General features: G+C 72.1%; 19 protein-coding genes. 12 read left to right on the forward strand and 7 right to left on the reverse strand.

Features of this window, described 5'->3' with window-relative positions; all coding sequences use genetic code 11:
- Window positions 1–15 precede the first annotated feature (15 nt).
- The 6 genes from VMF70_14195 to VMF70_14220 all read right to left on the reverse strand — a co-directional run bounded on the left by VMF70_14195 (window position 16) and on the right by VMF70_14220 (window position 5,782).
- On the reverse strand, window positions 16–207 hold the full coding sequence (locus tag VMF70_14195) for a hypothetical protein (GenBank protein HTT69170.1): 192 nt from the start codon (window positions 205–207) through the stop codon (window positions 16–18).
- An 80-nt stretch (window positions 208–287) separates the two neighbouring features.
- Window positions 288–1,388, reverse strand: coding sequence for a selenide, water dikinase SelD (gene selD, locus VMF70_14200; protein ID HTT69171.1), 1,101 nt, complete (start codon window positions 1,386–1,388; stop codon window positions 288–290).
- A gap of 78 nt (window positions 1,389–1,466) precedes the next feature.
- Window positions 1,467–2,363, reverse strand: coding sequence for a hypothetical protein (locus VMF70_14205; GenBank protein ID HTT69172.1), 897 nt, complete (start codon window positions 2,361–2,363; stop codon window positions 1,467–1,469).
- A gap of 22 nt (window positions 2,364–2,385) precedes the next feature.
- Window positions 2,386–2,790, reverse strand: coding sequence for a hypothetical protein (locus VMF70_14210; GenBank protein HTT69173.1), 405 nt, complete (start codon window positions 2,788–2,790; stop codon window positions 2,386–2,388).
- Window positions 2,787–4,466: a D-aminoacylase gene (locus VMF70_14215; GenBank protein ID HTT69174.1), complete on the reverse strand. Its 1,680-nt coding sequence runs from the start codon at window positions 4,464–4,466 to the stop codon at window positions 2,787–2,789. The genes VMF70_14210 and VMF70_14215 overlap by 4 nt, the downstream gene beginning before the upstream one ends.
- A complete protein-coding gene (locus tag VMF70_14220) occupies window positions 4,466–5,782 on the reverse strand; it encodes a DUF4332 domain-containing protein (GenBank protein ID HTT69175.1) in 1,317 nt (438 codons plus the stop codon). Before VMF70_14220 ends, VMF70_14215 begins: the two co-directional genes overlap by 1 nt.
- A 99-nt stretch (window positions 5,783–5,881) precedes the next feature.
- On the opposite strand from VMF70_14220, the gene VMF70_14225 reads away from it, so the two are divergent.
- Window positions 5,882–6,658: a radical SAM protein gene (locus VMF70_14225; protein HTT69176.1), complete on the forward strand. Its 777-nt coding sequence runs from the start codon at window positions 5,882–5,884 to the stop codon at window positions 6,656–6,658.
- Here the strand turns inward: VMF70_14225 and VMF70_14230 are convergent.
- Window positions 6,655–6,831, reverse strand: a complete 177-nt coding sequence (locus tag VMF70_14230) for a hypothetical protein (protein ID HTT69177.1) — start codon at window positions 6,829–6,831, stop codon at window positions 6,655–6,657. The two genes, VMF70_14225 and VMF70_14230, sit on opposite strands and share 4 nt — an antisense overlap.
- Window positions 6,832–7,083: 252 nt before the next feature.
- On the opposite strand from VMF70_14230, the gene VMF70_14235 reads away from it, so the two are divergent.
- From VMF70_14235 to asd, 11 genes are all read left to right on the forward strand, one after another.
- A complete protein-coding gene (locus VMF70_14235; protein HTT69178.1) occupies window positions 7,084–9,705 on the forward strand; it encodes a hypothetical protein in 2,622 nt (873 codons plus the stop codon).
- Between the two features lie 50 nt (window positions 9,706–9,755).
- Window positions 9,756–12,143, forward strand: a complete 2,388-nt coding sequence (locus tag VMF70_14240; GenBank protein ID HTT69179.1) for an Ig-like domain-containing protein — start codon at window positions 9,756–9,758, stop codon at window positions 12,141–12,143.
- 82 nt (window positions 12,144–12,225) lie between these two features.
- Entirely contained in the window at window positions 12,226–13,263 is a 1,038-nt protein-coding gene (locus tag VMF70_14245; GenBank protein ID HTT69180.1) for a zinc-binding dehydrogenase, read from the forward strand.
- A gap of 18 nt (window positions 13,264–13,281) precedes the next feature.
- Window positions 13,282–14,073, forward strand: coding sequence for a mechanosensitive ion channel (locus tag VMF70_14250; GenBank protein ID HTT69181.1), 792 nt, complete (start codon window positions 13,282–13,284; stop codon window positions 14,071–14,073).
- Between the two features lie 101 nt (window positions 14,074–14,174).
- Window positions 14,175–16,673 carry a DNA gyrase subunit A gene (gene gyrA / locus VMF70_14255; protein ID HTT69182.1) on the forward strand — a complete coding sequence of 833 codons (2,499 nt, stop codon included), beginning with the start codon at window positions 14,175–14,177 and terminating at the stop codon, window positions 16,671–16,673.
- 61 nt (window positions 16,674–16,734) lie between these two features.
- Window positions 16,735–17,553 carry a DUF4097 family beta strand repeat-containing protein gene (locus VMF70_14260; GenBank protein ID HTT69183.1) on the forward strand — a complete coding sequence of 273 codons (819 nt, stop codon included), beginning with the start codon at window positions 16,735–16,737 and terminating at the stop codon, window positions 17,551–17,553.
- Window positions 17,554–17,693: 140 nt separating this feature from the next.
- Window positions 17,694–19,526 carry a M20/M25/M40 family metallo-hydrolase gene (locus VMF70_14265; protein HTT69184.1) on the forward strand — a complete coding sequence of 611 codons (1,833 nt, stop codon included), beginning with the start codon at window positions 17,694–17,696 and terminating at the stop codon, window positions 19,524–19,526.
- Window positions 19,523–20,248 (forward strand): dihydrodipicolinate reductase C-terminal domain-containing protein, encoded by a 726-nt coding sequence (locus VMF70_14270; protein ID HTT69185.1) that lies wholly within the window; start codon window positions 19,523–19,525, stop codon window positions 20,246–20,248. The genes VMF70_14265 and VMF70_14270 overlap by 4 nt, the downstream gene beginning before the upstream one ends.
- The gene (gene dapA, locus VMF70_14275; protein ID HTT69186.1) at window positions 20,245–21,168 is read left to right on the forward strand and encodes a 4-hydroxy-tetrahydrodipicolinate synthase; all 924 of its coding nucleotides are present in this window, start codon (window positions 20,245–20,247) and stop codon (window positions 21,166–21,168) included. Before VMF70_14270 ends, dapA begins: the two co-directional genes overlap by 4 nt.
- Window positions 21,155–21,985 (forward strand): 2,3,4,5-tetrahydropyridine-2,6-dicarboxylate N-succinyltransferase, encoded by an 831-nt coding sequence (locus VMF70_14280; GenBank protein ID HTT69187.1) that lies wholly within the window; start codon window positions 21,155–21,157, stop codon window positions 21,983–21,985. Before dapA ends, VMF70_14280 begins: the two co-directional genes overlap by 14 nt.
- Window positions 21,982–23,031 carry an aspartate-semialdehyde dehydrogenase gene (asd, locus tag VMF70_14285; GenBank protein ID HTT69188.1) on the forward strand — a complete coding sequence of 350 codons (1,050 nt, stop codon included), beginning with the start codon at window positions 21,982–21,984 and terminating at the stop codon, window positions 23,029–23,031. Before VMF70_14280 ends, asd begins: the two co-directional genes overlap by 4 nt.
- The last annotated feature ends 23 nt before the right edge of the window (window positions 23,032–23,054 follow it).

Raw genomic sequence — 23,054 nt, forward strand, 5'->3', positions numbered from 1 at the left:
CGGCGATGCCGTGCCTCATCCGTCCCAGGGCGGCTCCGCCTCGCCCCGATCGTCGATCTGCTGGCCGTGCCGCACGTGCCGGTCGAGACACTTGGGACAGTAGTACAGCCCCTCGAGGTGGTCGTCCCGGACGAGGTCCTCGGTCGCACCACAATAAACACAAGCAGCGGCGTCAGCCGTCACCTTGAACTCGCGCTCGTGAGCCATTCGGCACCCCCATCGGATCAAGATAGCGCCGCCGGGTCGGGGGAGCACCAGTCGGCCTGTTGCAGCCAAAGCCGATCACATCACTTTGGATTACGGGTCGCGCTGCCGGCCTGGACCCTGATAGCTCCGGCGGGGCCGGCGACGACCGTGCCTATCTCGGCTGCGGCCAGCGTCCGCTGGGCGAGGAGGAGCTCGAGCAGACGGGGGAGTGCCTCCTGGCGCACCGCCAACAGCAGCCCCCCCGAGGTCTGGGCGTCGGCCAACACGAGTCGCTCGACTTCGTCGAGGGCCGGGTCCCAGGACGTCGCTTCATTGGCGGCGGCGAGATTGCGGCGGGTGCCGCCGGGCACGTGTCCCTGCTCGGCGAGCCGCCGGGTTCCGGCGAGCCGCGGCACGTCGCCGGCCCGCAGCTCGGCCGCGGCGCCACTGGCGAGCAGCATCGAGGCGAGATGGCCCAGCAGGCCGAAGCCCGTCACGTCGGTTGCCGCGCGCACGCCCGCCGCCGCCGCCGCGGCCGCGGCCCCGTCGTTGAGCGCGGTCATGGACTCGACGGCGGCGCGCACGGCGTCCTCCGGTGCGTCGCCCCGCTTGATCGCGGTGGTCACGATGCCGGTTCCGATGGGCTTGGTGAGCACGAGTGCGTCGCCGGGCCGCGCCTGGGCGTTGGTGGTGACGCGGTCGGGATGAACCTCGCCCACTACCATCAGTCCGTACTTGGGCTCCGGATCGTCGATGGAATGGCCGCCCAGTATGCGCGCTCCAGCCCGCGCCACCGTCTCGGCGCCGCCCCGCAGGACCTCGCCGAGGGCATCGAGCGGCAGCCGGTCACGCGGCCAGCCCACGACGTTCAGGCACCACAGCGGTCGGCCGCCCATGGCGTATACGTCCGACAGGGCGTTGGCCGCGGCGATCCGGCCGAACGTGAACGGGTCGTCCACGATCGGCGTGAAGAAATCGGTGGTGAGGATGAGCGCGCGGTCGTCCGCGATCCGCACGACGGCCGCGTCGTCCCGGCCGCTGGCATCCACCAGCACGGCCGGGTCGGTCCCCGGGGGGACGGACGGCACGAAGCGCAGGACCTGCGCCAGCTCAGCGGGGCCGAGTTTGCAGGCTCAACCCGCGCCGTGGGAGTAGCTGGTGAGCCGGATGCGGTCGCGCTGGTTCGGGGGCTGGCTGGTCATACGGCGCCTCGACGGTGAGGAGTCCTGCGGTCTTCGCTCCTACGCTCGCGTCTTGCCGTCTCGCAACTGGCAACTGTGCTAGGCGTATTCGCGGGCGATGAGCCAGGCGCGGAGCGAGGAGAGGGTCCGCTCTTCCGCGTATGGTCCCACGCCGACGGTGCCCTTCTGGGTCTGCATCTTGGCGAGCCGGGGCGCGGCCAGGGCGACGGCCTCCTTGGCCTGGGGCAGCGGGACGGCCACCAGCGCATCCACCGCGTGCACGATGTCGAGGTTGCGCCAGGACCCGTCCGGCTTCTGGTTGAGCGCGAGGTGCTCGGCGAGGATGGGGAGCTGCCCCCGGAAGGGTGGAGGCGCCCACGCGATCGCGGCCAGTGCGCCCACCGTCAACGTCGGTGCCCACAGGCCGCCCCAGGAGTCCCACATCTTGGGAAGCGCGAGCAGGCTGCCGACGTGCCGCCGCACCAGCGTCCGCTCCTCCTCCCCGGCCCGGAGGACGGTTCGGAGCGCGAGGCATGAGGCGAGGAAGCGCGCTCCCTGGTCGGAGCTCACCGTGGCCCCGGTCGGGAGGGTGAGCCGCCGCACGGTCCTTCCCGACGAGCGGTAGGAGAAGAAGCCGCCGATCGCGTGCGCGCAGAGCTTGAGCTCGTGGCGGCGCGGCGTGCACCCCTCCGCGAAGGCGCCGTCCTTCTCCTGGCGCCCGAGAATCCACGTCACCAGCCGGCGAACCGCGGGCGCGGACGGCGGAGCGCCGAGATCCATCAACTCCCAGGCCACCCACGCCGTGGAGACCAGGTCGCCGCCGACACTGCCATCCGACCGGATGCGAGCCCGCCGCTCCTTCATCAGCGCCTCGGCCAGGCGGTCGTCGTCCGCGCGGGGGCTGGCGAGGAGCCGGCGCGCCACGAGCCCCTGGCGCGTATCGCGGGGGGCGAAGTAGGCGGCCACCCGATCAATGGCGAGATGGACGGGATTCATCGTCAGGAAAGCTACGAGGGTGTCAAGTGAGGCACCACGCGCACAGCCCGCCGGCAGCGAGATACTTGAGGAGTGACGCCACGAACAGCTTCAGATCGTCCCGGCCGGAACCACGTAGGAGGCGGCGCCGCGTCCACCGGTCCGCACCGCCGGCGAGGGCGCCCACGAGCGCGAACAGCGTCACCCATCCGCCGCTCCCCAGGGAGCCGAACCACAGCGCCGCGAACAGGCTGACGGCCAGCGCCTCCGCGGAGGCGGGCAGCCAGACGGCGCGAACGGCCTCCGCCCACACGGGGCGGGGCGGCGGGGACGAAACCCCGACCCCCAATCCCCAACCCCCAGGCATCCATCGCACCGACGCCGCCCCTACGGCGACGAAGACCAGCGCGACGAGGCCGAAGGCGATCCCCACGGGCGTCAGGCTCACGGTGCTCGCCAGCCGGGGCCGCGGAGTGCGCGGCCGGGGCGCTCCCCCGTCAGGTGTCCGTCGTCCATCGTGAGGTGCCCGTTGACCATGACGTAGCGGATGCCGACCGACGGCTGGTGCGGGTCCTCGAACGTGGCGCGGTCCGCGACGGTGGCGGGATCGAAGACGGTGATGTCGGCGAAGTAGCCCTCCGTGAGCAGGCCCCGCTGCCGCAGGCCCATGCGGGAGGCCGCCACGGCCGTCATCTTCCGGATCGCGGTTTCGAGGGTGAGGGCGTGCTCTTCGCGCACGTAGTGGCCGAGGATCCGCGGAAACGTCCCGTACGCGCGCGGATGCACGCGGCGCATCTTCAGCGGGCCGTCGGGCGCGACCGCGCCGAAGTCCGACCCGACCCCCACCCACGGCGCCTCGACGGCGGCGCTGACGTCGGACTCGCTCATGGAGAAGAACGCCGCCCCGGTTCTCGCGTGATCGGCGATGAGGAGGTCGAACAACACGTCGTACTGGTCCTTCCCCTCGTCGCGCGCGATGTCGGTGATCCGGCGCCCCTCGTAGCGACGCAGCGTCGAGTCCAGCACGCCGAGCACCAGCACGTCCGACAGTCCGCCGTTCCCGGCAGCGAAGATCTCGTCCCCGTCACGCGTGGACTCGCGGGCCTCCATCTCCCGCTTGAGGCGGGCACGGATGGCGGGAACCCGCAGCCGCGCGACGAGCGAATCGTCGCCGCCGGCGTGCGCCCACGCGGGTACGGCGGCATCGAGTCCGGTGGCCGACGCGGTATAGGGATAGCTGTTCGCGCCGACGTGCCGGCCCGTGCGTCGCAGCGCCTGGAAGCGGCCGAGCAGTGCCGGCATCCGGCCCCAGTTGGCGCGTCCCACGAGCTTGAGGTGCCACACTTCCACGGGCACGCCGGCTTCCTGGCCGATGCGGAACGCCTCGGTGAGCGAGCGGATGTGCGTGGCGTACACGCCGTGGTAGCGTGCGGCCACGCGGGCGAGCGCCACCAGCTCGGCGGTGCTCGCATACACGGCCGGCGCATAGCCGAGGGACGTGGATACGCCGAGCGCCCCCTGCCGCATCGCGGTATCGACCAGCGCCTCCATCCGCACGAGCTCGGCGCGGGTCGGCGCGCGGCGCGCGTACCCGATCACGTACTCCCGGACCTGCGTCGCGCCGACGAAGGTCGCGAGGTTGATCGGCGTCCCGGAGCGCTCGAGACGGCGGAAATAGCCGTCCAGGTCGTGCCAGTCCACGACCAGTCCCCAGGAAGCGTACGTGGCGCTGTCCCGCCGCACGGTGGCGGCGTTCGCCGGCGCGGCGGAGACGCCCTCGCCGGTGACCTCGGTGGTGATGCCCTGCGTCACCTTGCTCACGCCGCGCGGATCGACGAGGATGGTCTCCTCCGACTGGCCGAGCATGTCGATGAATCCCGGAGCGACCACCAATCCCGACGCGTCGATGACGCGCGCCGCGCTACGGCCCCTCAGGTCGCCGATGGCGGCGATGCGGTCCCCGACGACGCCGACGTCGGCGGCGCGCCCCGGAGACCCGCTGCCGTCCACCACCGTGCCGCCCGCCAGCAGCACGTCGAAGTCGGCTCTCCGGTGCAGCCGCGAGGGCGACGCCGCCAGGACCACGGCGGCGCAGACCCCGGCGAGCAGCAGGCGCGTGCCCATCATCCCGACCGGTCGAGCGCCGCCCGCGCCGCCTTGACCCATACCCGTGCCTGGGCGGGCGTGGGCGCGCGCGGCGGGGGATCCCCGGACCGGGCCCTGAGACGCGCCACCAGGGTGTCCGGATCCTGGAGGGCCAGCGTGGGCACGTCCGGCACGCCGATCTCGGACAGGCGTCGGGCGTTGTCGGTCCCGATGCCGCGCAGCGTCACGAGGCGCGCCGCCTGTATCCAGCGCAGCGCTTCGTCCAGGCTGGCGTCGGTCTCGCGGGCAACCTGGTTGGCCGGCTCCCGCGCCAGGTCGAACGGGGATCTTCCCGAGGCGCCGAGGCGGAAGGCGGCGGATGCCGGCAGTCCCGGGACGTCGAGCAGACGAGGGGTGATGCTGCTGATGGTGAAGTGCTCCATGCCCGCGAGCACGAGCACGGCGAACGCCACGCCCGCCACCGCCGTGCCGACCTTGAGGCGCAGGCGGACCGGCCGAGCCGTGGCCGCCTCGGGCGTGGAGATGCCGAAGCAGGCCAGGAGGTGGAACACCGACCAGCATTCCAGGGCGAACACGGGGAAGCCGAGGAAGCCGAGCAGCGGCATCTCGAAGAGCTTGAGATTCTCCAGCCCCGGCACCGTGTAGATCCACCGGCTGCGGGCGATGGAGTTGTACAGCTCCCACATCAGCCCGATGAGCGCTCCCCCGGCCAGCAGGCGGAGGATGCGTCCCAGCTCGCCGCGCTCGAGGTCGGCGATCAGGGACCAGCGTGGCTCCCGGCGGTACAGCGCCGGCTCGGCCAGGAGCGTCGTCGCACCCCAGATCAGGGGGAAGAAGTAGCGCGGCCACACCAGCGGCAGCACCAGAAAGACCAACCCCGCGAGCGACGTGAGGCGGAGTCCCGTCAGGGAGACGCGCATCGCCGGCACGCGGACGCTCCGGATCACCCCCCACGACTCCAGGGTGCGGGCGGCGAGGAAGATGGCGGGGAGCACGGTGGCGAAGGCGAGCGAGATGCCCATCCAGCGCGCCAGCCGCCCGTCCGGGACGTTCACGTAGTACCAGTCGTCGAGACGCCAGTTCAGCAGCTCGAAGAAGAACCAGAACACCGCCGACCACGCGAACAGAGAGAGGGCGTGCAAGGGGTTGGCCGTGAGCGGATCCCGGCCCTCGCGGCGCGCGATCATCGCCGCCATCGCCGCGATGGTCGGATACCAGGCGGCGTGGTAGAGCCAGGTCGCGGCGGGCTCGACCCCGCGCAGCGCGAGCCCGATGGCGAGGCCGACCAGCGCCGCGGCGGCCGCCACGACGAACGGCGCCTGGCGGGCGTTCATCCGCGCAGGCGCCGGAGCTGGAGCGGCGTCACCGGCCTGGGCATGTCGTCAACCTATGAAGCGTGGCGATGGTCGCAAGGCCGGACTACGTTTCCCGCGATGGATCGCGTCGGCTCCCTTCCCCCTCCCGGCAGGCCCGGAGGCACGTTCCTGTGGGAGGGGATCATCAACGGGCCGGTGCGCTCGAGGCGGCTCGGGGTCAGCCTCGGCCTGAACCTCGTTCCCCTGCACTCCAAGCTCTGCAGCTTCGACTGCCCGTACTGCGAATGCGGCTTCAATACCCCCAAGGCGCCGGGCTCACGCTGGCCGTCGCCGGACCTGGTCGCGGACGCGCTGCGCAAGACGCTGGAGCGGATGGGCGAGCCCCCGGACCGGGTGACCTTCGCCGGCAACGGCGAGCCGACGATGCATCCCCGCTTCGCCCAGGTGGTCGAGCGCGTGCTGGAGGTGCGCGACCACGTCGCGCCTGCCGTGAAGGTCGTCGTGATGTCGAACGGGCTGTCGTGCGGCAAGCCGGCCGTGCGCGGGGCCCTCGATCGCGTCGACGAGCGGGTGATGAAGCTGGATCCCGGGCCGCCGGCGCTCGTCAACGGCGTGGCCTACGACCGGGGGCAGCTCGTCGAGGATCTCCGGGCCCTGGCGGACGTGACCGTCCAGGCACTCGTGGTGGAAGGCCCGGGCTACGACGGGGCCTCGGAGGAGTCGGTCGAGGAGTGGCTGGTCGCGCTGGCCCGGCTGCAGCCGAAGGCGGTACAGCTCTACTCGATCGCGCGGCCGCCGGCGGACCCACGCGTACGCCCCGTCGCGCGCGCACGGCTCGAGGCGATCGCGGCGCGCGCGCGGCGGGTCATCTCCGGGAGTGTCGAGGTCTTCTAGCGCTTCTTGGCGCGGGCCTTCTTGCGCTTGGGCGCGGCCTTGCGGCGCTTGGCCGCCTTGCGCGTCGCCTTCTTCTTGGCCGCCCGGCGGGCCGGCTTCCTCGCCGCCTTCCGCTTCGGTGCGGCCTTCTTCTTCTTGGCGGCCTTCTTCCGCTTCGGTGCCGCCTTCTTCACCGCGGGCGCCGGCTTCGGCGCGGGCGGCGGTGCGAATGCGGGTGGCGGCGGACTCCAGGCCGGCGGCGCCGGCGGCTGTGGAGGCATGGACGACGGCGGCTCCCAACCTCCGATTCCCGTCATGTCATCGGACAGCATGAGCGCTCCTCCCAACGGAATTGACGCTTCTGTCGCTCGGTAAAGCGGCTCTATACATTGCCTCGGAGATTCCACTTCGCAAGCGGCCCGGCGCCGGTCGCGAGGTTCCCGCCCATGCGCTCACGGATATCAGCCGCCCTGCTCCGCTGTCCGCTCCTGCTCCTGCCCCTCGTCGCGTCCGGCGGCCCGGGGCTCGCCGCGCAGGGCCTCCCGGCCGCGCCGACGCCCCTGCGGTGGGTCCGGGACCCCCTGGGGTGGCGTGGCCCGGCCCGGCCCGACGGGTACCTCGGGATCGAGGGCCGGCGCGCCGCGGCGATCGGGAACGAGCAGGGCGACCTCGAGGTCTGGGCCTGGCCGCTGAAGCTGGTCCACGGTCTCCAGCTCTCGTTCCAGACCCCGCTCTATGCCGAGCCGGTCCGCGCCGCCGACGTGGCCCGCACCGTGGAGGTCGATCCGGCCGGCGCCACGATCACCTACAGCCACGCGGCGTTCACCGTCCGGGAGCACATCTTCGCGCCCACCGAGGAGCCGGCGGTGGTGATCGTGCTCGAGGTCCAGGCGGTGCGCCCGCTGGAGATCATCGCGTCCTTCCACAGCGACCTCCAGCTGGCGTGGCCGGGCGCGCTCGGCGGCCAGTACATCCTGTGGAACGACACGCTCAAGGCGTTCGAGCTGACCGAGAGCCGGCGGCAGTTCAACGCCTTCGTGGGCTCGCCCTTCGCGACGCGGGCGACGACCAACCCCACCTGGTCCGTGCCGGACGCGCCTTCGGAGATGCGCATCGCCGTCGGGGACCAGCAGCCGGTCGCGATGCCGCGCTGGCAGGAGCCGGCCGGCCGGCTCGTGAATTTGGTCGCCGCGGGCATTCCGATCGTCCTGGTGGGCCAGATCGCCCCGCGCGATACCGTGCTCGCCACGTATCGCCGGGTGCTCGCCCGCCTCGGCGAGCTGTACGCGGAGCGGGTCGCGCACGCCGACTCCGTCGTGGCAGGCACGGTGGGCTTCGGCGACACGGCAGTGGACCGGCTGGCGCGGTGGGCGGAGCTGAACCTCGACGAGGCGCTCGTGTGCAACCCGGACCTGGGCTGCGGGCCCGTGGCGGGCTACGGCCCGTCCGGTCCCGGCGGCGCGCGGCCGGGCTTCGCCTGGTTTTTCGGCGGTGACGCCGCGATCAACTCTTTCGCGCTCGCGTCGGTGGGGGCCTTCGATCTCGCACGGCGGTACCTGGGCTTCTTCGCCCCCTACCAGCGCGCCGACGGCAAGATCACCCACGAGATCTCGCAGGGCGCCGCCCGCGTGCCCTGGTTCAGTGACTATCCCTTCCCCTACTGGCACGGCGACACGTCGCCGTTCTGGATCCTCGCGATCGGCGAGCTGTTCCGGGCCTCGGCCGACACCGCCTTCGTCCGGTCGCTGTGGCCCGAGGTCCGGCGCGCGTACCAGTGGTGCGCGGGGACGGTGGGCGAGGACGGCTTGATGCAGAACCCGCTCGCGGGCGTGGGGGCCATCGAGGTCGGCAACCTGGGCGTCGGCGTGAAGTCGGACATCTATCTCGCCGCCGTCTGGGTCGAGGCCCTGCGGCGCCTGGACGAGATGGCGCGGTCCCTCGGCGACACCGCCGTGGCCGGCGAGGTGGAGCGGCGGTTCCCCGTGGCGCGCCGCAGCCTCGAGGAGCGCTTCTGGGTGCCGCGCACCGGGCGATTCGCCTTCGCCATCCTCGCGGGCGACAGTCTCAACGACGACCTGACCGTGTGGCCGGCGACCGCGATGTCGTGGCACCTCTTCGACGAGGAGCGGGGACAGGCGATGGCCGCCGCCCTCGCACGCGCCGCGATCTCGACCGACTGGGGCGGCCGGACGCTGGCGTCCGAGAGCGACCTGTTCGACCCCCTCCACTACAACAACGGCACGGTCTGGCCGTTCGTGACGGGGTTCCTCGCGCTGGCCGAGTACCGCTACCACAACGTCTACGCGGGCCGCGCCGCGCTCGACGCCCTCGGGCGGACCTTCGACGTGTGGGGTCTCGGCCGGAACCCGGAAGTCTTCTCCGGTGCGTCGTTCGAGCCGCTCGAGACGGCCGTGCCGCAGCAGTTCTTCGCCACCTCGATGTACCTCACGCCGCTCCTGCGCGGCGCGTTCGGCATCGAGGCGGACGCCCCGCGCGGATTCCTCACGGTGGCGCCGCACCTCTTCGACCGCCCGGGCGACTACCTGGTGCGCCGCGTGCGCGTCGGGCAGACGTTGCTGGACGTCGACCTCAGAGTGAGCGACAGCACGTTCGCCGCCACGGTGCACCGCATCACCGGCGCGGCGCCGCTGGTGCTGCACTTCGAGCCGGCGCTCGCCCCGGGCGCACGGGTGCGCGACGTGCGCGCCGCCGGCGGCGTCGTGGCCTTTCGCAGCGTGGCCACGGGCCGGGACGTGCACGTGTCGTTCGACCTGCGCCTCGCCGACAGCGTCGCGTCCGTCGTGATCCGGCACACGCCGGGCTGGCGCCTGGTCACCGCCGACCCCACCCCCTCGCGGGGGGACCGCTCGCGGGCACTGAAAGTCCTGGACGCGCGGGTGGACGGCGAGGTGTTCGCGCTGGACCTGGAGGGCCGGGCAGGCGTTGCCTACCGGGTCGAGGTTCACAAACCGACCGGCGGTGTCGGCATTCAGACGGTGCGCTTCCCCGAAGACGGCGGCGACTCGCGCGACGGCTACGCGAAAACCGCTGTGAGACTGCACCTATAGACGACAAAAATGCTTGACACGTTGTCCGCACCACCCCTTCTTTGCGCGTCATGAACACCCGGCGACTCGCGTTGGTGGCGACGGTGCTGGCAGCTGCCCCGGTGGTCTACCCCGCGACGGGCGTCGCGCAGCGGCAGTCCGCCGTTGCGGACATCCAGGTCCAGCCCGGTGACGCCCAGGTGCAGGTGAGGCGGACGACGCAGTTCTTCGCCACGGCCTACGACCGGGGCAACAACGCGCTCGCGTCGGTCACGTCGTTCGCGTGGCGGTCGAGCAATCCCCGGGTCGCCACGATCGACGAGAACGGCGTCGCGACCGGTGTGGCGCCGGGGACGGTGCAGGTCACCGCGCGGTACGGGTCGGGACGCACGGCCAAGACCAGCGAGCCGGCGACGCTCGAGGTGGTGGCCGAGGGAGGCGCTCTCCAGCCTCAGGCGCAGGCCTCCGCGGCGGCGCCGGCGCAGCCGGGCGCCGCGCGGCCCGCGTCGGGGCGCACGTCCGGACCGGGCTGCGCCGCGCTGGCCCGGCAGCAGCCGGGTTCCGGGCCGCCCGACGGGCTGCTGGTCACGCCCCAGCGACTGGTCCTGATCAAGGGTGAGTCGTCGCAGCTGCAGTATCGCACCGCGCGCGGCGCGACGGGTGATCCGGCGGAGCCGGCCTGCATCGTGTTCCTGGTGGACGCCGGGCGCGTGGCGATGATCGACACGCTCGGCCTGGTGACGTCGATGGGAGACACGGGCCGCGCCATGGTGACGGTCGCGGTGCCGGGCGCGCGGTTCTCGCCCAAGCAGGTGTCGGTCGAAGTGCGCGCGGATTCGGTGCAGTTCTCGGAGCGGACGACGTCGCTGGCCGTGGGGACGGTGGACACGCTCGAGCTGGTGGTGCCGGCGCAGGATCGGCGCCGTCTGGATCCCTCGCGGACCTCCTTCCAATTCGAGTCGTCCGATCCGGCCAAGGTCACGGTCTCGCCGGTGGCGCCGATCATCACCGCCGCCGCCCTGGGCACCGCGCGCATCACCGCGTCGAGCCCGCTGTATCCGGACATCACGGCGACGGTCACCGTGCACAAGCCGATCCGCCGCCTGATCGGGACGCCGCTCGACACGCTGGTGACGCTCGCCATCGAGGGCACGGCGACGATCGGGGTGCGTTTCTTCGCCGCCGATTCCACGTTGGTCGACGACGTGCCGGTGCGATGGACCCGGCCCGACAGCACGATCGTCCGGTTCGACACCGGCACCGGGACGCTGCGCGGGGTCAAGGCGGGCGACACGCGGATGACGGTCACGGCGATGGCGAGTCGGACCGACTCCATTTTCCGCCACTGGCACGTGCGGGTGGTCGCCGGAGGGCTGGCGATCGCAACGCCGCGGCTGGCGCTGCCGGTCGGCGGTCAGGTCCCGCTGAGCGTGCAGTTGCTCGACGAGCGTCGCCGTCCGCTGGGCCCCGCGGCCGGGCTGTCCTGGCGGTCCAGCGACGACTCCACCGCCCGGATCGCCGCTGACGGGCGGGTGACGGGCGTGGGGATGGGACGCGCCAGGCTGGTGGCTCGCGCGCCATGGGACTCGACGGTGGCGGCCGACGCGTACGTGGTCGGGGACGTGCTGGTGCCGGCCGAGCGGAACGGTCGCTGGGACCTGCTCATGGTCGCGGCGGGCGACGCTCCGAAGCTGCGAGCGCTCACGCAGGACAGCGCGGTCGAGACCCAGGCGGCGTGGTCGCCGGACTGGACGCGCGTGGCCTACGTCGCCGCGCCGGTGCGGTCGGAGCAGTTCCAGCTCTACGTCGCCAACGCCGACGGTTCGGAGGTCCAGGCGCCCGTCCACGACACGGTGCCGGTGCATTCCCCCGCCTTCGTGGGTCCGGCCGGCGATCAGATCGTGTTCGAAGCGGGCAGGACCGGCCGGGCGCAGTTGTTCGTCGTCAACCGGGACGGCAGCCAGCGGCGGCAGCTCACGGCCGGGGCGAGCCCCAACACCCAGCCGAGCGTGTCGCCCGACGGGAAGCGGATGCTGTACGTGTCCCTGCGGGAACACGTCTACAACGTCTACCAGACCACCCTCGACGGCACGGGCGCCGAGCAGCGCCTCACGACCGGCCGTGTGGACGACTCGCCGGCGTACGCCGCCGATGGCCGCTCGTTCTATTTCCTGCGGCTGGAGAGCGGCAACCCGCCGAGCAAACGCGTGTACAGCCAGGACCTCAGCAGCTCGGTGGCCACGCCCATCACCCCGGCCGGCATGTACGTGCAGTCGTTCAGCGTGAGTGCCGACGGCCGAGCGCTGCTGCTCACGGTGCTGCCCCCCGATCCGCAGGCCCAGTCGCACGTGGAGCTATTCGACGTGGCAACCGGCGCGCGGACGCCGTACGCGCTGCCGGGCGTCGCGAGGATCGGGGCGCCGGCCTTCCGACCCGCGCCGCCGGCCGCCCAGCCGTAGCCGGACGAGCACCCGCGATCGGAGGCCGGCCGCGATCGTCGCGGCTATCCCCGTCCCGGGGCTCCTCGTAGATTTTTCCGGGATGCTCGCCGTCACCATCCGCTCGCACGGGGGTCCCGAGGTCGTCGCCGTCGAGGACGTGGCGCGCCCACGCGTCGAGGGGCCGAACGACGTGGTGGTCGCGCTGAAGGCCGCGGCCCTCAACCATCTCGACCTCTTCGTCGTGCGCGGGCTGCCCGGCCGCGCGTTGTCCTTCCCGCACGTGCTCGGCGCCGATGGCGCCGGGGTCGTGGAAGCGGTCGGTCCCGCCGTGACGCGCGTCAAGCCCGGCGACCGGGTCCTGCTCAACCCGGGGGTCTCCTGCCAGGCGTGCGACTTCTGTCTCGCGGGCGAGCAGTCGCTGTGCACGACGTACCGGCTGCTGGGCGAGCACCTGCCCGGCACCATGGCGGAGGCCGTGCGGGTGGGCGAATGGAACGTCCATCCCCTGCCCGGACGCGTGTCGTGGGCCGACGCCGCGGCATTCCCACTGGTCCATCTCACGGCCTGGCGGATGCTGGTGACGCGGGCCGCCGTGCGTCCGGGGGAGACGGTGCTGATCTGGGGGATCGGGGGCGGCGTGGCGCTGGCGGCGTTGGGGATCGCGAAGCTCCTGGGCGCGGTGGCGATCGTGACCTCCTCCAGCGACGCCAAGCTCGAGCGGGCGCGCGCGCTGGGGGCCGATCTGGCCGTGAATCACGTCACGACCGACGTGCCGAAGGAGTTGCGGCGGCTGCTCGGGGCCCGCGGGGTGAACGTGGTCGTGGATTCGGTGGGCGAGGCGACCTGGGAGAAGAGCCTGCGCGCGCTCGCGCCCGGCGGCCGGCTCGTGACCTGCGGGGGCACCAGCGGCCCGAAGGTGGTGACGGACGTGCGGCGGATGTTCTGGTACCACCATACGCTGATGGGCTCCACGATGGGCAACGCGCGGGAGTTCGCCGAGATCGTGCGGCTGCTCGGCGCCGGATCCCTGCGCCCGGTCGTGGACGGCGTCACGCCGATCCGGGACGCGCGTCGCGCGCTCGAGCGGCTGGCCTCGGGCGCGCACTTCGGGAAGCTGGTGGTGGAAATCGCGGCCTAGCGCTGCGGGAGGAGCCCGGTGGACACGTACCAACGGCTGAAGGACGCGCTGGCGCAGATCGCCGATACCCTGCCGCAGCTGCTGTTCGCCGTGGTCATCCTGGCGGCGGGCTTCCTGGTGGCCCGGCTGGTGGAGCGCATCGTGAACGGCTTCCTCGTCCGCGTGCAGTTCGACCGCTCGGCGGCGCGCTGGGGCGTGACCGAGGCGGTGGAGCGCACGGGCACGCGACTGGACCCTGCGCGCGCCGTGGGCAAGCTGCTCTTCTGGCTGGTGATGCTGATCGTGATTCTCCTGGCTGCCTCCGCCCTGGGCGTGCCGAACATCAACGCCGTCTTCGGCAACCTCGTCAACTACATCCCCAGTGTCTTCGCCGCGATCATCGTCATCGTCCTCGGGCTGGTGCTGGGCGAGTTCGTGCGGGCGCTGATCCTGGCCTCCGCAGGCGCCGTCGAGGGCGTGCCGACGCTGGCGACGGTCGCCAAGGCGATGATCATCGTCATCTCGGTGTTCATGGCCCTGCAGCAGATCGGCGTCGCGGGGGAGATCGTCACCACCGCCTTCACGCTGATCCTGGGCGCGGCGGCCCTGGCCGTGGCGCTGGCCTTCGGCCTCGGCAACACGGGCCTCGCGGGCGAGGTCACGCGCCGCTGGTACGAGTCCGGTCGCGAGCGCGCGGCCCTGGCGCAGCGTTCGGCGCCGGACGCCGCGGCCGGGCGTCGCGAGGGCGCCGCCGCGCCGCCGCCGGACGCGCACGAGGGGTCCCAGCCGCGCCGCGCCGCCCCCGCAGGCGGGGCGGGGCCCCGCGCGTAGCGGGCCCGGCGGCCAGGAGCGGCATCCCCCGGGAAGGGGGTGGCGGCGTTTGACTTAACTCAATAGAACGTCTATGTTTAGCAGTCCTCACCCATGGTGTCATGACCGCTCCGAATCAGCGCGAACGGATTCTCCCCCGACTGATCGAAGACGAGATGCGCGAGTCGTTCATCGACTACTCGATGAGCGTCATCGTGCAGCGCGCGCTTCCCGACGTCCGGGACGGCCTGAAGCCGGTGCATCGCCGCATCCTCTACGCGATGAACGAGCTGGGCCTGTTGCCCAACCGGCCGTACAAGAAGAGCGCCACGGTCGTCGGCGACGTGCTCGGCAAGTACCACCCGCACGGCGACAGCGCGGTCTACGACTCGCTGGTCCGCATGGTCCAGGACTTCTCGCTGCGCTATCCGCTGGTGGACGGCCAGGGGAACTTCGGATCGGTGGACGGCGATCCGGCGGCGGCCTACCGCTACACGGAGGCGCGGCTCACGCGCATCGCGCTCGCGATGCTCGAGGACATCGACAAGGACACGGTCGACTTCGTCCCGAACTTCGACGACCGGCTGCAGGAGCCGACGGTCCTTCCGTCGCGGCTTCCGAACCTGCTGGTGAACGGCTCGGCGGGCATCGCGGTCGGCATGGCGACCAACATCCCGCCCCACAACCTGCGCGAGGTGGTGGCGGCGGCGGCGCACCTGGTGGACCATCCCGAGGCGTCGGTCTCGGACCTCCGGCGGCACGTCGTCGGGCCCGACTTCCCCACCGGCGGGATCGTCTACGGGCGCGACGGCATCAACGAGTGCTACGAGCAGGGGCGCGGGCGGATCGTGGTGCGGGCGCGGGCGCAGATCGAGGAGAAGGAGTCGAGCGGCAAGTCGCAGATCGTCGTCACCGAGATCCCGTACATGGTGAACAAGGCGCGCCTGCTCGAGCAGATCGCGGAAACGGTGCGCGAGAAGCGCGTCGAGGGCATCTCCGACCTCCGGGACGAATCGGACCGCGACGGCATGCGGGTGGTGATCGAGCTGAAACGCGACGCGGTGCCGATGGTGGTGCTGAACAACCTGTTCAAGCACACCCAGATGCAGACGACGTTCGGCGCGATCATGCTGGCGCTGGTGGACGGCGTGCCGACGGTGATGAACCTCAAGGAGCTGCTGCGGCACTTCGTCGAGCACCGCCACGAGGTGATCACCCGGCGGACCAAGTTCGAGCTCGACAGGGCGGAGGAGCGCCAGCACATCCTCGAGGGCCTCAAGATCGCGGTCGAGAACATCGACGCCGTGATCAAGATCATCCGCGGGTCCAAGACCACCGAGGAGGCCGACCAGAAGCTGCGGGACCGCTTCAAGCTGTCCGAGGCGCAGAGCAAGGCGATCCTCGACATGCGGCTGGCGAAGCTCACCGGCCTCGAGATCGAGAAGCTCGAGACGGAGCTCAAGGAGGTGCAGGCGCTGGTCGCGGAGCTCAAGAGCATCCTCGCCTCGAAGCCCAAGCGCCTGGGCATCCTCAAGGCGGAGCTGGAGAGCCTGGCCAAGGACTTCGGCGACGAGCGCCGGACGGAGGTGGTGGCGGACCAGGGCGACTTCTCGGTCGCAGACCTGGTGGCCGAGGAGGACATGGTCATCACCATCTCCCACACCGGCTACATCAAGCGCATCCCGGTCTCGACCTACCGGCGGCAGCGCCGCGGCGGGCGGGGGCTCAACGGGATGGGCACCAAGGAGGACGACTGGGTCGAGCACCTGTTCATCGCCTCGACCCACGACTACGTGATGTTCTTCACCGCGAACGGCCAGATCTACTGGCTGAAGGTGTGGGACATCCCGCAGGGCGGCCGGGCCGCGCGGGGCAAGCCGGTGGTGAACTGCATCGCCATCAAGCCCGACGAGCGGATCGCGGCGCTCGTGCCGGTGCGCGAGTTCGTCGACGACCGCTTCCTGATGTTCGCCACCCGCGGCGGCACGGTGAAGAAGACCGTCCTGTCCGCGTACGGGAACGTGCGGGCGACGGGCATCAATGCCATCAACATCGAGGACGGGGACGAGCTGATCGACGTCCAGATCACCGATGGCACCAACGACCTCGTGCTCGCCACCCGATACGGGATGAGCATCCGGTTCCAGGAGAAGGACGTCCGCGAGATGGGCCGCGCCACGACCGGCGTGCGCGGCATCGAGCTGGAGTCCGGCGACGCCGTGATCGGGATGGTGGTGGTGCGGCGCGAGGCCACCCTGCTGGTGGTGGCCGAGCACGGGCTCGGCAAGCGGTCGGAGCTGGCCGACTACCGGGTGCAGCACCGCGGCGGCAAGGGCATCATCACGCTCAAGCACACCGAGAAGACCGGCGACGTCGTGGCCCTCAAGGAAGTCATCCCGGACGACGAGCTGATGGTGATCACCCGGCACGGGGTGATCATCCGCCTCCCGGTGAACGACATCAGCGTGATCGGCCGGAACACCCAGGGCGTCAAGGTCATCAACCTCGACGAAGGCGACGTGGTCGTCGACGTGGCGCGGGTGGTCAAGGAGGAGGAAGGCGGCGAGGAGGAGCCGACGGGCGACGTCGAGCCGGTCGGAGAGGGAGCGACGCAGGGCTAGCGGTCCAACCCTTTCCATGACGGGTGTGTCGAATCGGAAGCCGCCATTCCGGAGGAGTGCCGTGGAGCCCCGTGCCCGCGTAGCCACCATCGCCATCGGCCTGAGCCTCGCGGCCACGCCGCTCCTCGCCCAGCGGGCCCGCTTCGACGAGGGGTTCGACAGCTGCAGCAGCCGGGACTGGGCCTCCGACAGCCGGTCCCACTACTGCGAGATCCGGAACACCGGGTTCAGGGCGGGCGGCGCCATCACCGTGGACCCCGGCACCAACGGCGCGGTCCGCGTCAGCGGGTGGGACCGCGACAGCGTCGCGGTGACCGCGAAGGTCCAGGCCCGGGCCGGCAGCGACGACGCGGCGCGCGCGCTCGTGGGGCAGATCCGGATTTCGACCACCGCCGGAGCCATCCGGGCGGACGGGCCCGCGACGTCGGGACGCGAGTCGTGGAGCGTCAGCTTCGACGTGCTGGTGCCGAGGCGGACGGACCTGACGGCGGAGACGGTGAACGGCCCCATCTCGGTGGAGGACGTGGCCGGGAAGATGGACCTCCACGCGGTGAACGGCCCCGTGCACCTCGACGCCGTGGGGGGCGACGTCCACGCGCGGACCACCAACGGACCGCTGGTCATCAACCTGGTCGGTGAGCGGTGGGACGGCGCGGGACTCGACGGCGAGACCAGCAACGGCCCCGTCGAATTGACCATTCCGGGCAATTATGCGGCGCACCTCGAGACCGGCACCGTCAACGGGCCGATGAACATCGATTTCCCGGTCACGGTGCAGGGCCATTTCAACGGGCACCGCATCGAGACGGATCTCGGTGGCGGCGGGCCGACGATCCGGGCCGTGACCACCAACGGTCCGCTGAGCGTGCGACGCCGCTGAGGCTCGGCCGCGGCGGGCCGGGCGGCGGTGCGTCGCCGGCCGGGCCGCTTTGCGCCGACCGTATTCCGCGATAGGATTCGCCATCGCCCGGGCCACCGGGCGGTGGCGATTCTGCGTTCCGGGGCCGGGAGGCTCACGCGATGGCGAAGCAGCCGCTCACGGTGCTGAAGTTCGGCGGCTCGGTGCTTGGCACCGCGCGCGACTACGCGGCGGCGGTCGCGGACGTCAGGCGCCACCTGCAGCGTGGCGAGCGCGTGCTGGCGGTCGTTTCGGCGCTGAAGGGCGCCACGGACAGCCTGCTCGCGGACGCGCGCCATTTCGGCCCCGCCCCGGAGCCCGCGGCCACCGCGTCGCTGCTCGCGACCGGTGAGGCGGCCTCGGCGGCGCGGCTCGCCCTGGCCTTGAACGCGGCCGGCGTGGAGGCTGCGATCCTCGATCCGTCGGCGATCGGACTGACGACGCGCGGGCCGCTCCTCGACGCCGACCCGGTCGCCGTGGACGACGAGGCGCTCCGCCGCGCGCTGGAGCGGTCGGGCGCCGCCGTCGTCCCGGGATTCTTCGGGCGCGACACGTCGGGCGGGTACGCGTTGTTCGGGCGCGGCGGCACCGATTTGACGGCGCTGTTCCTCGCGCACCGCCTGGGCGCCAGGCTCTGCCGGCTCCTCAAGAACGTGGACGGCGTGTACGAGCACGATCCCGCCGGCGGCCGCAAGCCGAGACGCTACGACGTGATTTCCTGGGACGACGCCCTCAAGCTCGGCTCCCGGGTCGTCCAGCCCAAGGCGCTGCACTTCGCGCGGCGCGAGCGAGTCGAGTTCGACGTCGGTGCCGTCGGCTCGCCCCGCGGCACGCGGGTCGGCCCGGGCCCGACGGTGTGGGCGGGCGCGCGCGGCGCGAAGCGCGTGGCGGCGAAGCAGCGGCCGGTGAAGCCGGGCCGGGGGAAGACGCGGGAGGTCGACGTCGGCGCGCTCACCCGCTCGCTGGTGGACATCCCGTCCGTGAGCGGTGACGAGGGCGAGATCGCCGCGTACGTGGCGTCGTACCTCGAGCGCCTCGGCTACCGGGTCGAGCTGCAGGAGGCGGCGCCCGGCCGGTCGAACGTCATCGCCAAGGACGGCGCTGCGTCGCGGGTCGTCTTCGCCTCGCACCTCGACACCGTTCCGCCGTTCGTCACGTCCTCCGAGGACGCCGACTTTTTGTACGGTCGCGGCGCATGCGACGCGAAGGGGATCGTGGCGGCACAGATCGCGGCCGCCCAGCGGCTGCGGGCCGACGGTCAGCGGGGCATCGGGCTGCTGTACGTGGTGGACGAAGAAGCGGGAAGCCTCGGCGCCAAGGTCGCCAACGGCCACGCCGCGGCGGAGGGCGTGCGTTACGTGGTCCTCGGCGAGCCGACCGACAACCGGCTGGCGAGGGGGTGCATGGGCTCGCTCCGGCTCTCGCTGGCGACCGCGGGGATCGCGGCGCACTCGGCGTACCCCGAGCGCGGCAGCTCGGCGATCCTCGCGTTGCTCGACGTGCTGGCGGACGTTCGCGGGGTCGAGTGGCCCACCGACCCGTTCTTCGGCGTCACGACCTGCAACATCGGTACGATCGCGGGCGGGACCCGCGCGAACGTGGTTCCGGCGGAGGCGCGGGCGGAGCTGCATTTCCGCGTGGCCGTGCCCTCCGAACAGGTGCGGCGGAAGCTGGAGCAGGTGGTGAAAGGTCGCGCCTCGCTCGAGGTGCACACCGTCACCGAGCCCATCCGCCTCACGGAGCTGCCGGACTTCGAGACGTGCGTGGTGCGCTACACCACCGACGCGCCGCATCTGTCGCGGTGGGGGGCGGCCCTGGTTTTCGGCCCCGGCTCGATCCTCGAGGCGCACACCGACCACGAGAAGCTGCCCAAGGCGGAGCTGTACGAGGCCGTGGACGCCCTCGCCCGGCTCGGAAGCAGGCTGCTCGCGAAGAACGGCGGAGGCGGGAAATGAGGCTGGCGCTGTTCGGACTCGGCGGCATGGGCGGCCTGGTGGAGCGGCGGGCGCGCGAGGCGGGGCACGAGATCGCGGCCACCTTCACCGACCGGGACGCCGGGCGCGGCTGGAAGGAGATCGCGGCGGTGCTCCGCGGCAGCGACGCGGCCGTGGATTTCTCGGCGGCGGCCGCGGTGCCGGATCACGTGCGCGCGTGCGTCGAGGCGGGCGTGCCGCTGGTCGAGGGGACGACGGGCTGGCAGGCGCAGCTGGCCGAGGTGCGCGGCGTCGTGGAGCGCGGCCAGGGCGCGCTGGTCTACGGCGCCAACTTCTCGATCGGCGTGAACCTGTTCTACCGCGTCGTCGCGGCGGCGGCGGCGGAGTACGCCCGCGATCCCGCGTACGCGCCGTTCCTGGAAGAGGCGCACCACGCGCGCAAGCAGGATGCGCCGTCGGGGACGGCACTCAAGCTCCGCGACCTGGTGGCGCGCGCCTACGGCGGCCGGGACCTCGCGGTCGCCAGCACTCGCGCCGGGCACATCCCGGGCACGCACCGGGTCGGATTCGACGGCCCGGCGGACCAGGTCACGCTCACCCACGAGGCGCGCTCGCGGGAGGGGTTCGCCGCGGGCGCGCTGCTCGCCGCCCGGTGGATCGCTCTGTCCGGGCGCCGCGGCGTCTTCGAGTTCGCCGAGGTTCTCGATGCGATCCTCGACGCGGGGAAGGAGAAGGGACGATGACGACCACGCTGGACTGGATGCGGGGATGCGCGACGGCCCTGGTGACGCCCTTCAAGGCGGACGGCGCGGTGGACCTGCCGCGCATGCGCTCGCTGGTGGAGCGTCAGATCGCGGGCGGCGTGAAGCTCCTGGTGCCATGCGGCACCACCGGCGAGCGGGCCACAATGAGCGACGAGGAAGGCCGCCAGGTCGTGGCCGCCACGATCGAGGTGGCCCGGGGCCGGGCGCGCGTCGTGGCCGGGGCGGGCAGCAACAACACGGCCCACGCCATCGAGCAGGCCCGCGAGGCTGCGGCCCTCGGCGCCGACGGCGTCCTGATCGTGGCGCCCTACTACAACAAGCCCACGCAGGAGGGCCTGCTCGCGCACTTCGGCGCCGTGGCGAAGGCGGTCGCGCCCCTGCCGGTGATGATGTACAACGTGCCCGGACGCACCGCGTCGAACATCCAGGCCGCCACGGCGCTCAAGCTCGCCCGCGAGGTGCCGAACATCGTCGCGATCAAGGAGGCGTCCGGGGACTTCGCGCAGATCATGGCCATCCTCCGCGAGCGGCCGGCCGGCTTCCGCGTTCTCTCGGGCGACGACGCCGTGACCCTGCCGCTGATGGCCCTGGGCGCCGACGGCATCGTCTCGGTGGCCTCCAACGAGGCGCCCGACCTGATGTCCCGCCTGGCCGACCTCGCGCTGGCCGGCAAGTGGGACGAGGCGCGCGCGCTGCACTACCGGCTGCTGCCCCTGATGGAAGTGAACTTCGTCGAGTCCAGCCCCGGCCCCGTGAAGGCGGCGATGACCATGATGGGCCTGCTCGAGGAGCACTTCCGCCTGCCCCTGGTCCCGATCAAGGAGGCGAGCCGGACCCGGGTGCGCGAGGTGCTGAGCACGCTGTCGCTCCTCGGCCAGAGGTCGCATGCCGCTGCGTGAGCTGGTCGAAGCCCTGGTGGCGAAGCGGCCGGCGACCTTCGACTGGTCCGATCGCTCGCTGTTCGACGAATTCCGGGCCGCCCTGGGACGCGGCGAGATTCGGGCGGCGGAGCCCGTGGACGGCGGCTGGCGCGTCAATCTCTGGGTGAAGGAGGCCATCCTGCTCGGCTTCCGGATGGGCACGCTGGTCGAGATGTCCGACGGCCCCACCCTGCGCTTCTTCGACAAGGACACCTACCCGGTCAAGCCGCTGGTGGTGCGCGACGCCGTCCGCGTCGTGCCGGGCGGATCGGCCGTCCGGGACGGGGCGTACGTGGCGCCGGGCGTGGTGTGCATGCCGCCGATGTACGTCAACGTCGGCGCGTACGTGGACGAGGGAACGATGATCGACAGCCACGCGCTGGTGGGCTCGTGCGCGCAGATCGGGAAGCGCGTGCACCTCTCGGCCGCGGCCCAGATCGGCGGCGTGCTCGAGCCGGCAGGCGCGCTGCCGGTGATCATCGAGGACGACGTGCTGGTGGGCGGCGGATGCGGCGTCTACGAGGGGACCATCGTGCACCGGGGCGCCGTGCTGGCCGCGGGGACGATTCTCACCGGGTCCACGCCCGTCTACGATCTGGTGCACCGGACCGTCTACCGCCGCAGCGGCCAGGCGCCGCTCGAGATCCCGGCCGACGCCGTCGTGGTGCCCGGCACGCGTCCGGCGGCGGGCGAAGGGGCGGCGGCCATGGGCGTGGCGCTCTACGCCCCGATCATCGTCAAGTACCGCGACCAGAAGACGTCGGCGGCCACGGCCCTGGAGGAGGCGCTGCGGTGACTATTCGCGTGGGCGTGCTCGGCGCGACCGGCGCCGTCGGCCAGCGGTTCGTGCAGCTGCTCGACGGTCATCCGTGGTTCGACCTCGTCGCCGTCGCCGCCTCGGAGCGCTCCGCGGGGAAGTGCTACGGCGAGGCGTGCAGCTGGAAGCTCGACGTCCCGATGCCCGACGCGGCGCGCGACCTCGTCGTCGAGCCGGTGGAGCCCCGGCTCGAGTGCGACGTCGTCTTCTCGGCCCTCGACGCCGCCGTCGCCGGTCCCGTCGAGGAGGCGTTCGCCGCCGCCGGCTACGCCGTGCTGAGCAACGCCCGCAGTCACCGCATGGCGGACGACGTCCCGCTGCTCGTGCCGGAGGTGAACCCCGGCCATACGGCGCTCATTCCGGTCCAGAGGAAGCGGCGCGGCTGGCGAGGCTTCATCGCCACCAACCCCAACTGCGCGACCGCCACGCTGGTGCTCGCGCTGGCGCCGCTGGAACGGCGCTTCGGCCTCAAGGCCGTCGCCGTCACGACGCTCCAGGCCATTTCGGGCGCCGGATACCCGGGGCTGCCCTCGCTGGACATCGTGGGGAACGTCATACCGTTCATCCAGGGCGAGGAGGAGAAGATCGAGCGGGAGACCCGGAAGATCCTCGGCACCATGAGCGGCGAGCGGGTAGCCCCGCATCCGGTCATCGTCAGCGCCACGACGACGCGCGTGCCGGTCGTGGACGGCCACACCGCTTCGGTGTTCGCGACCCTCGGCGCCGATCCGGGCCTCGACGCGGTGCGCGAGGCGCTCCGCGCCTTCCAGAGCGTGCCCCAGGAACGTCACCTGCCGAGCGCGCCGGCTCACCCGACGCTGCTCGTGGACGAGGATGACCGCCCGCAGCCCCGCCTCGACGTCAACCGGGAGCGTGGGATGGCCTCCGTCGTGGGACGGGTGCGCCGCTGCAACCTCCTCGGATACAAGTTCATCGTCCTCGGGCACAACACCATCCGCGGCGCCGCCGGCGCCTCGCTTCTCAACGCCGAGCTGCTCCAGTCCGAGGGCCTGCTGTCCCGGTAGCCGGCGCGAGTCCAGCCGCGCCG

It is taken from the genome of Gemmatimonadales bacterium, from assembly GCA_035502185.1.
Lineage (GTDB): Bacteria > Gemmatimonadota > Gemmatimonadetes > Gemmatimonadales > JACORV01 > Fen-1245.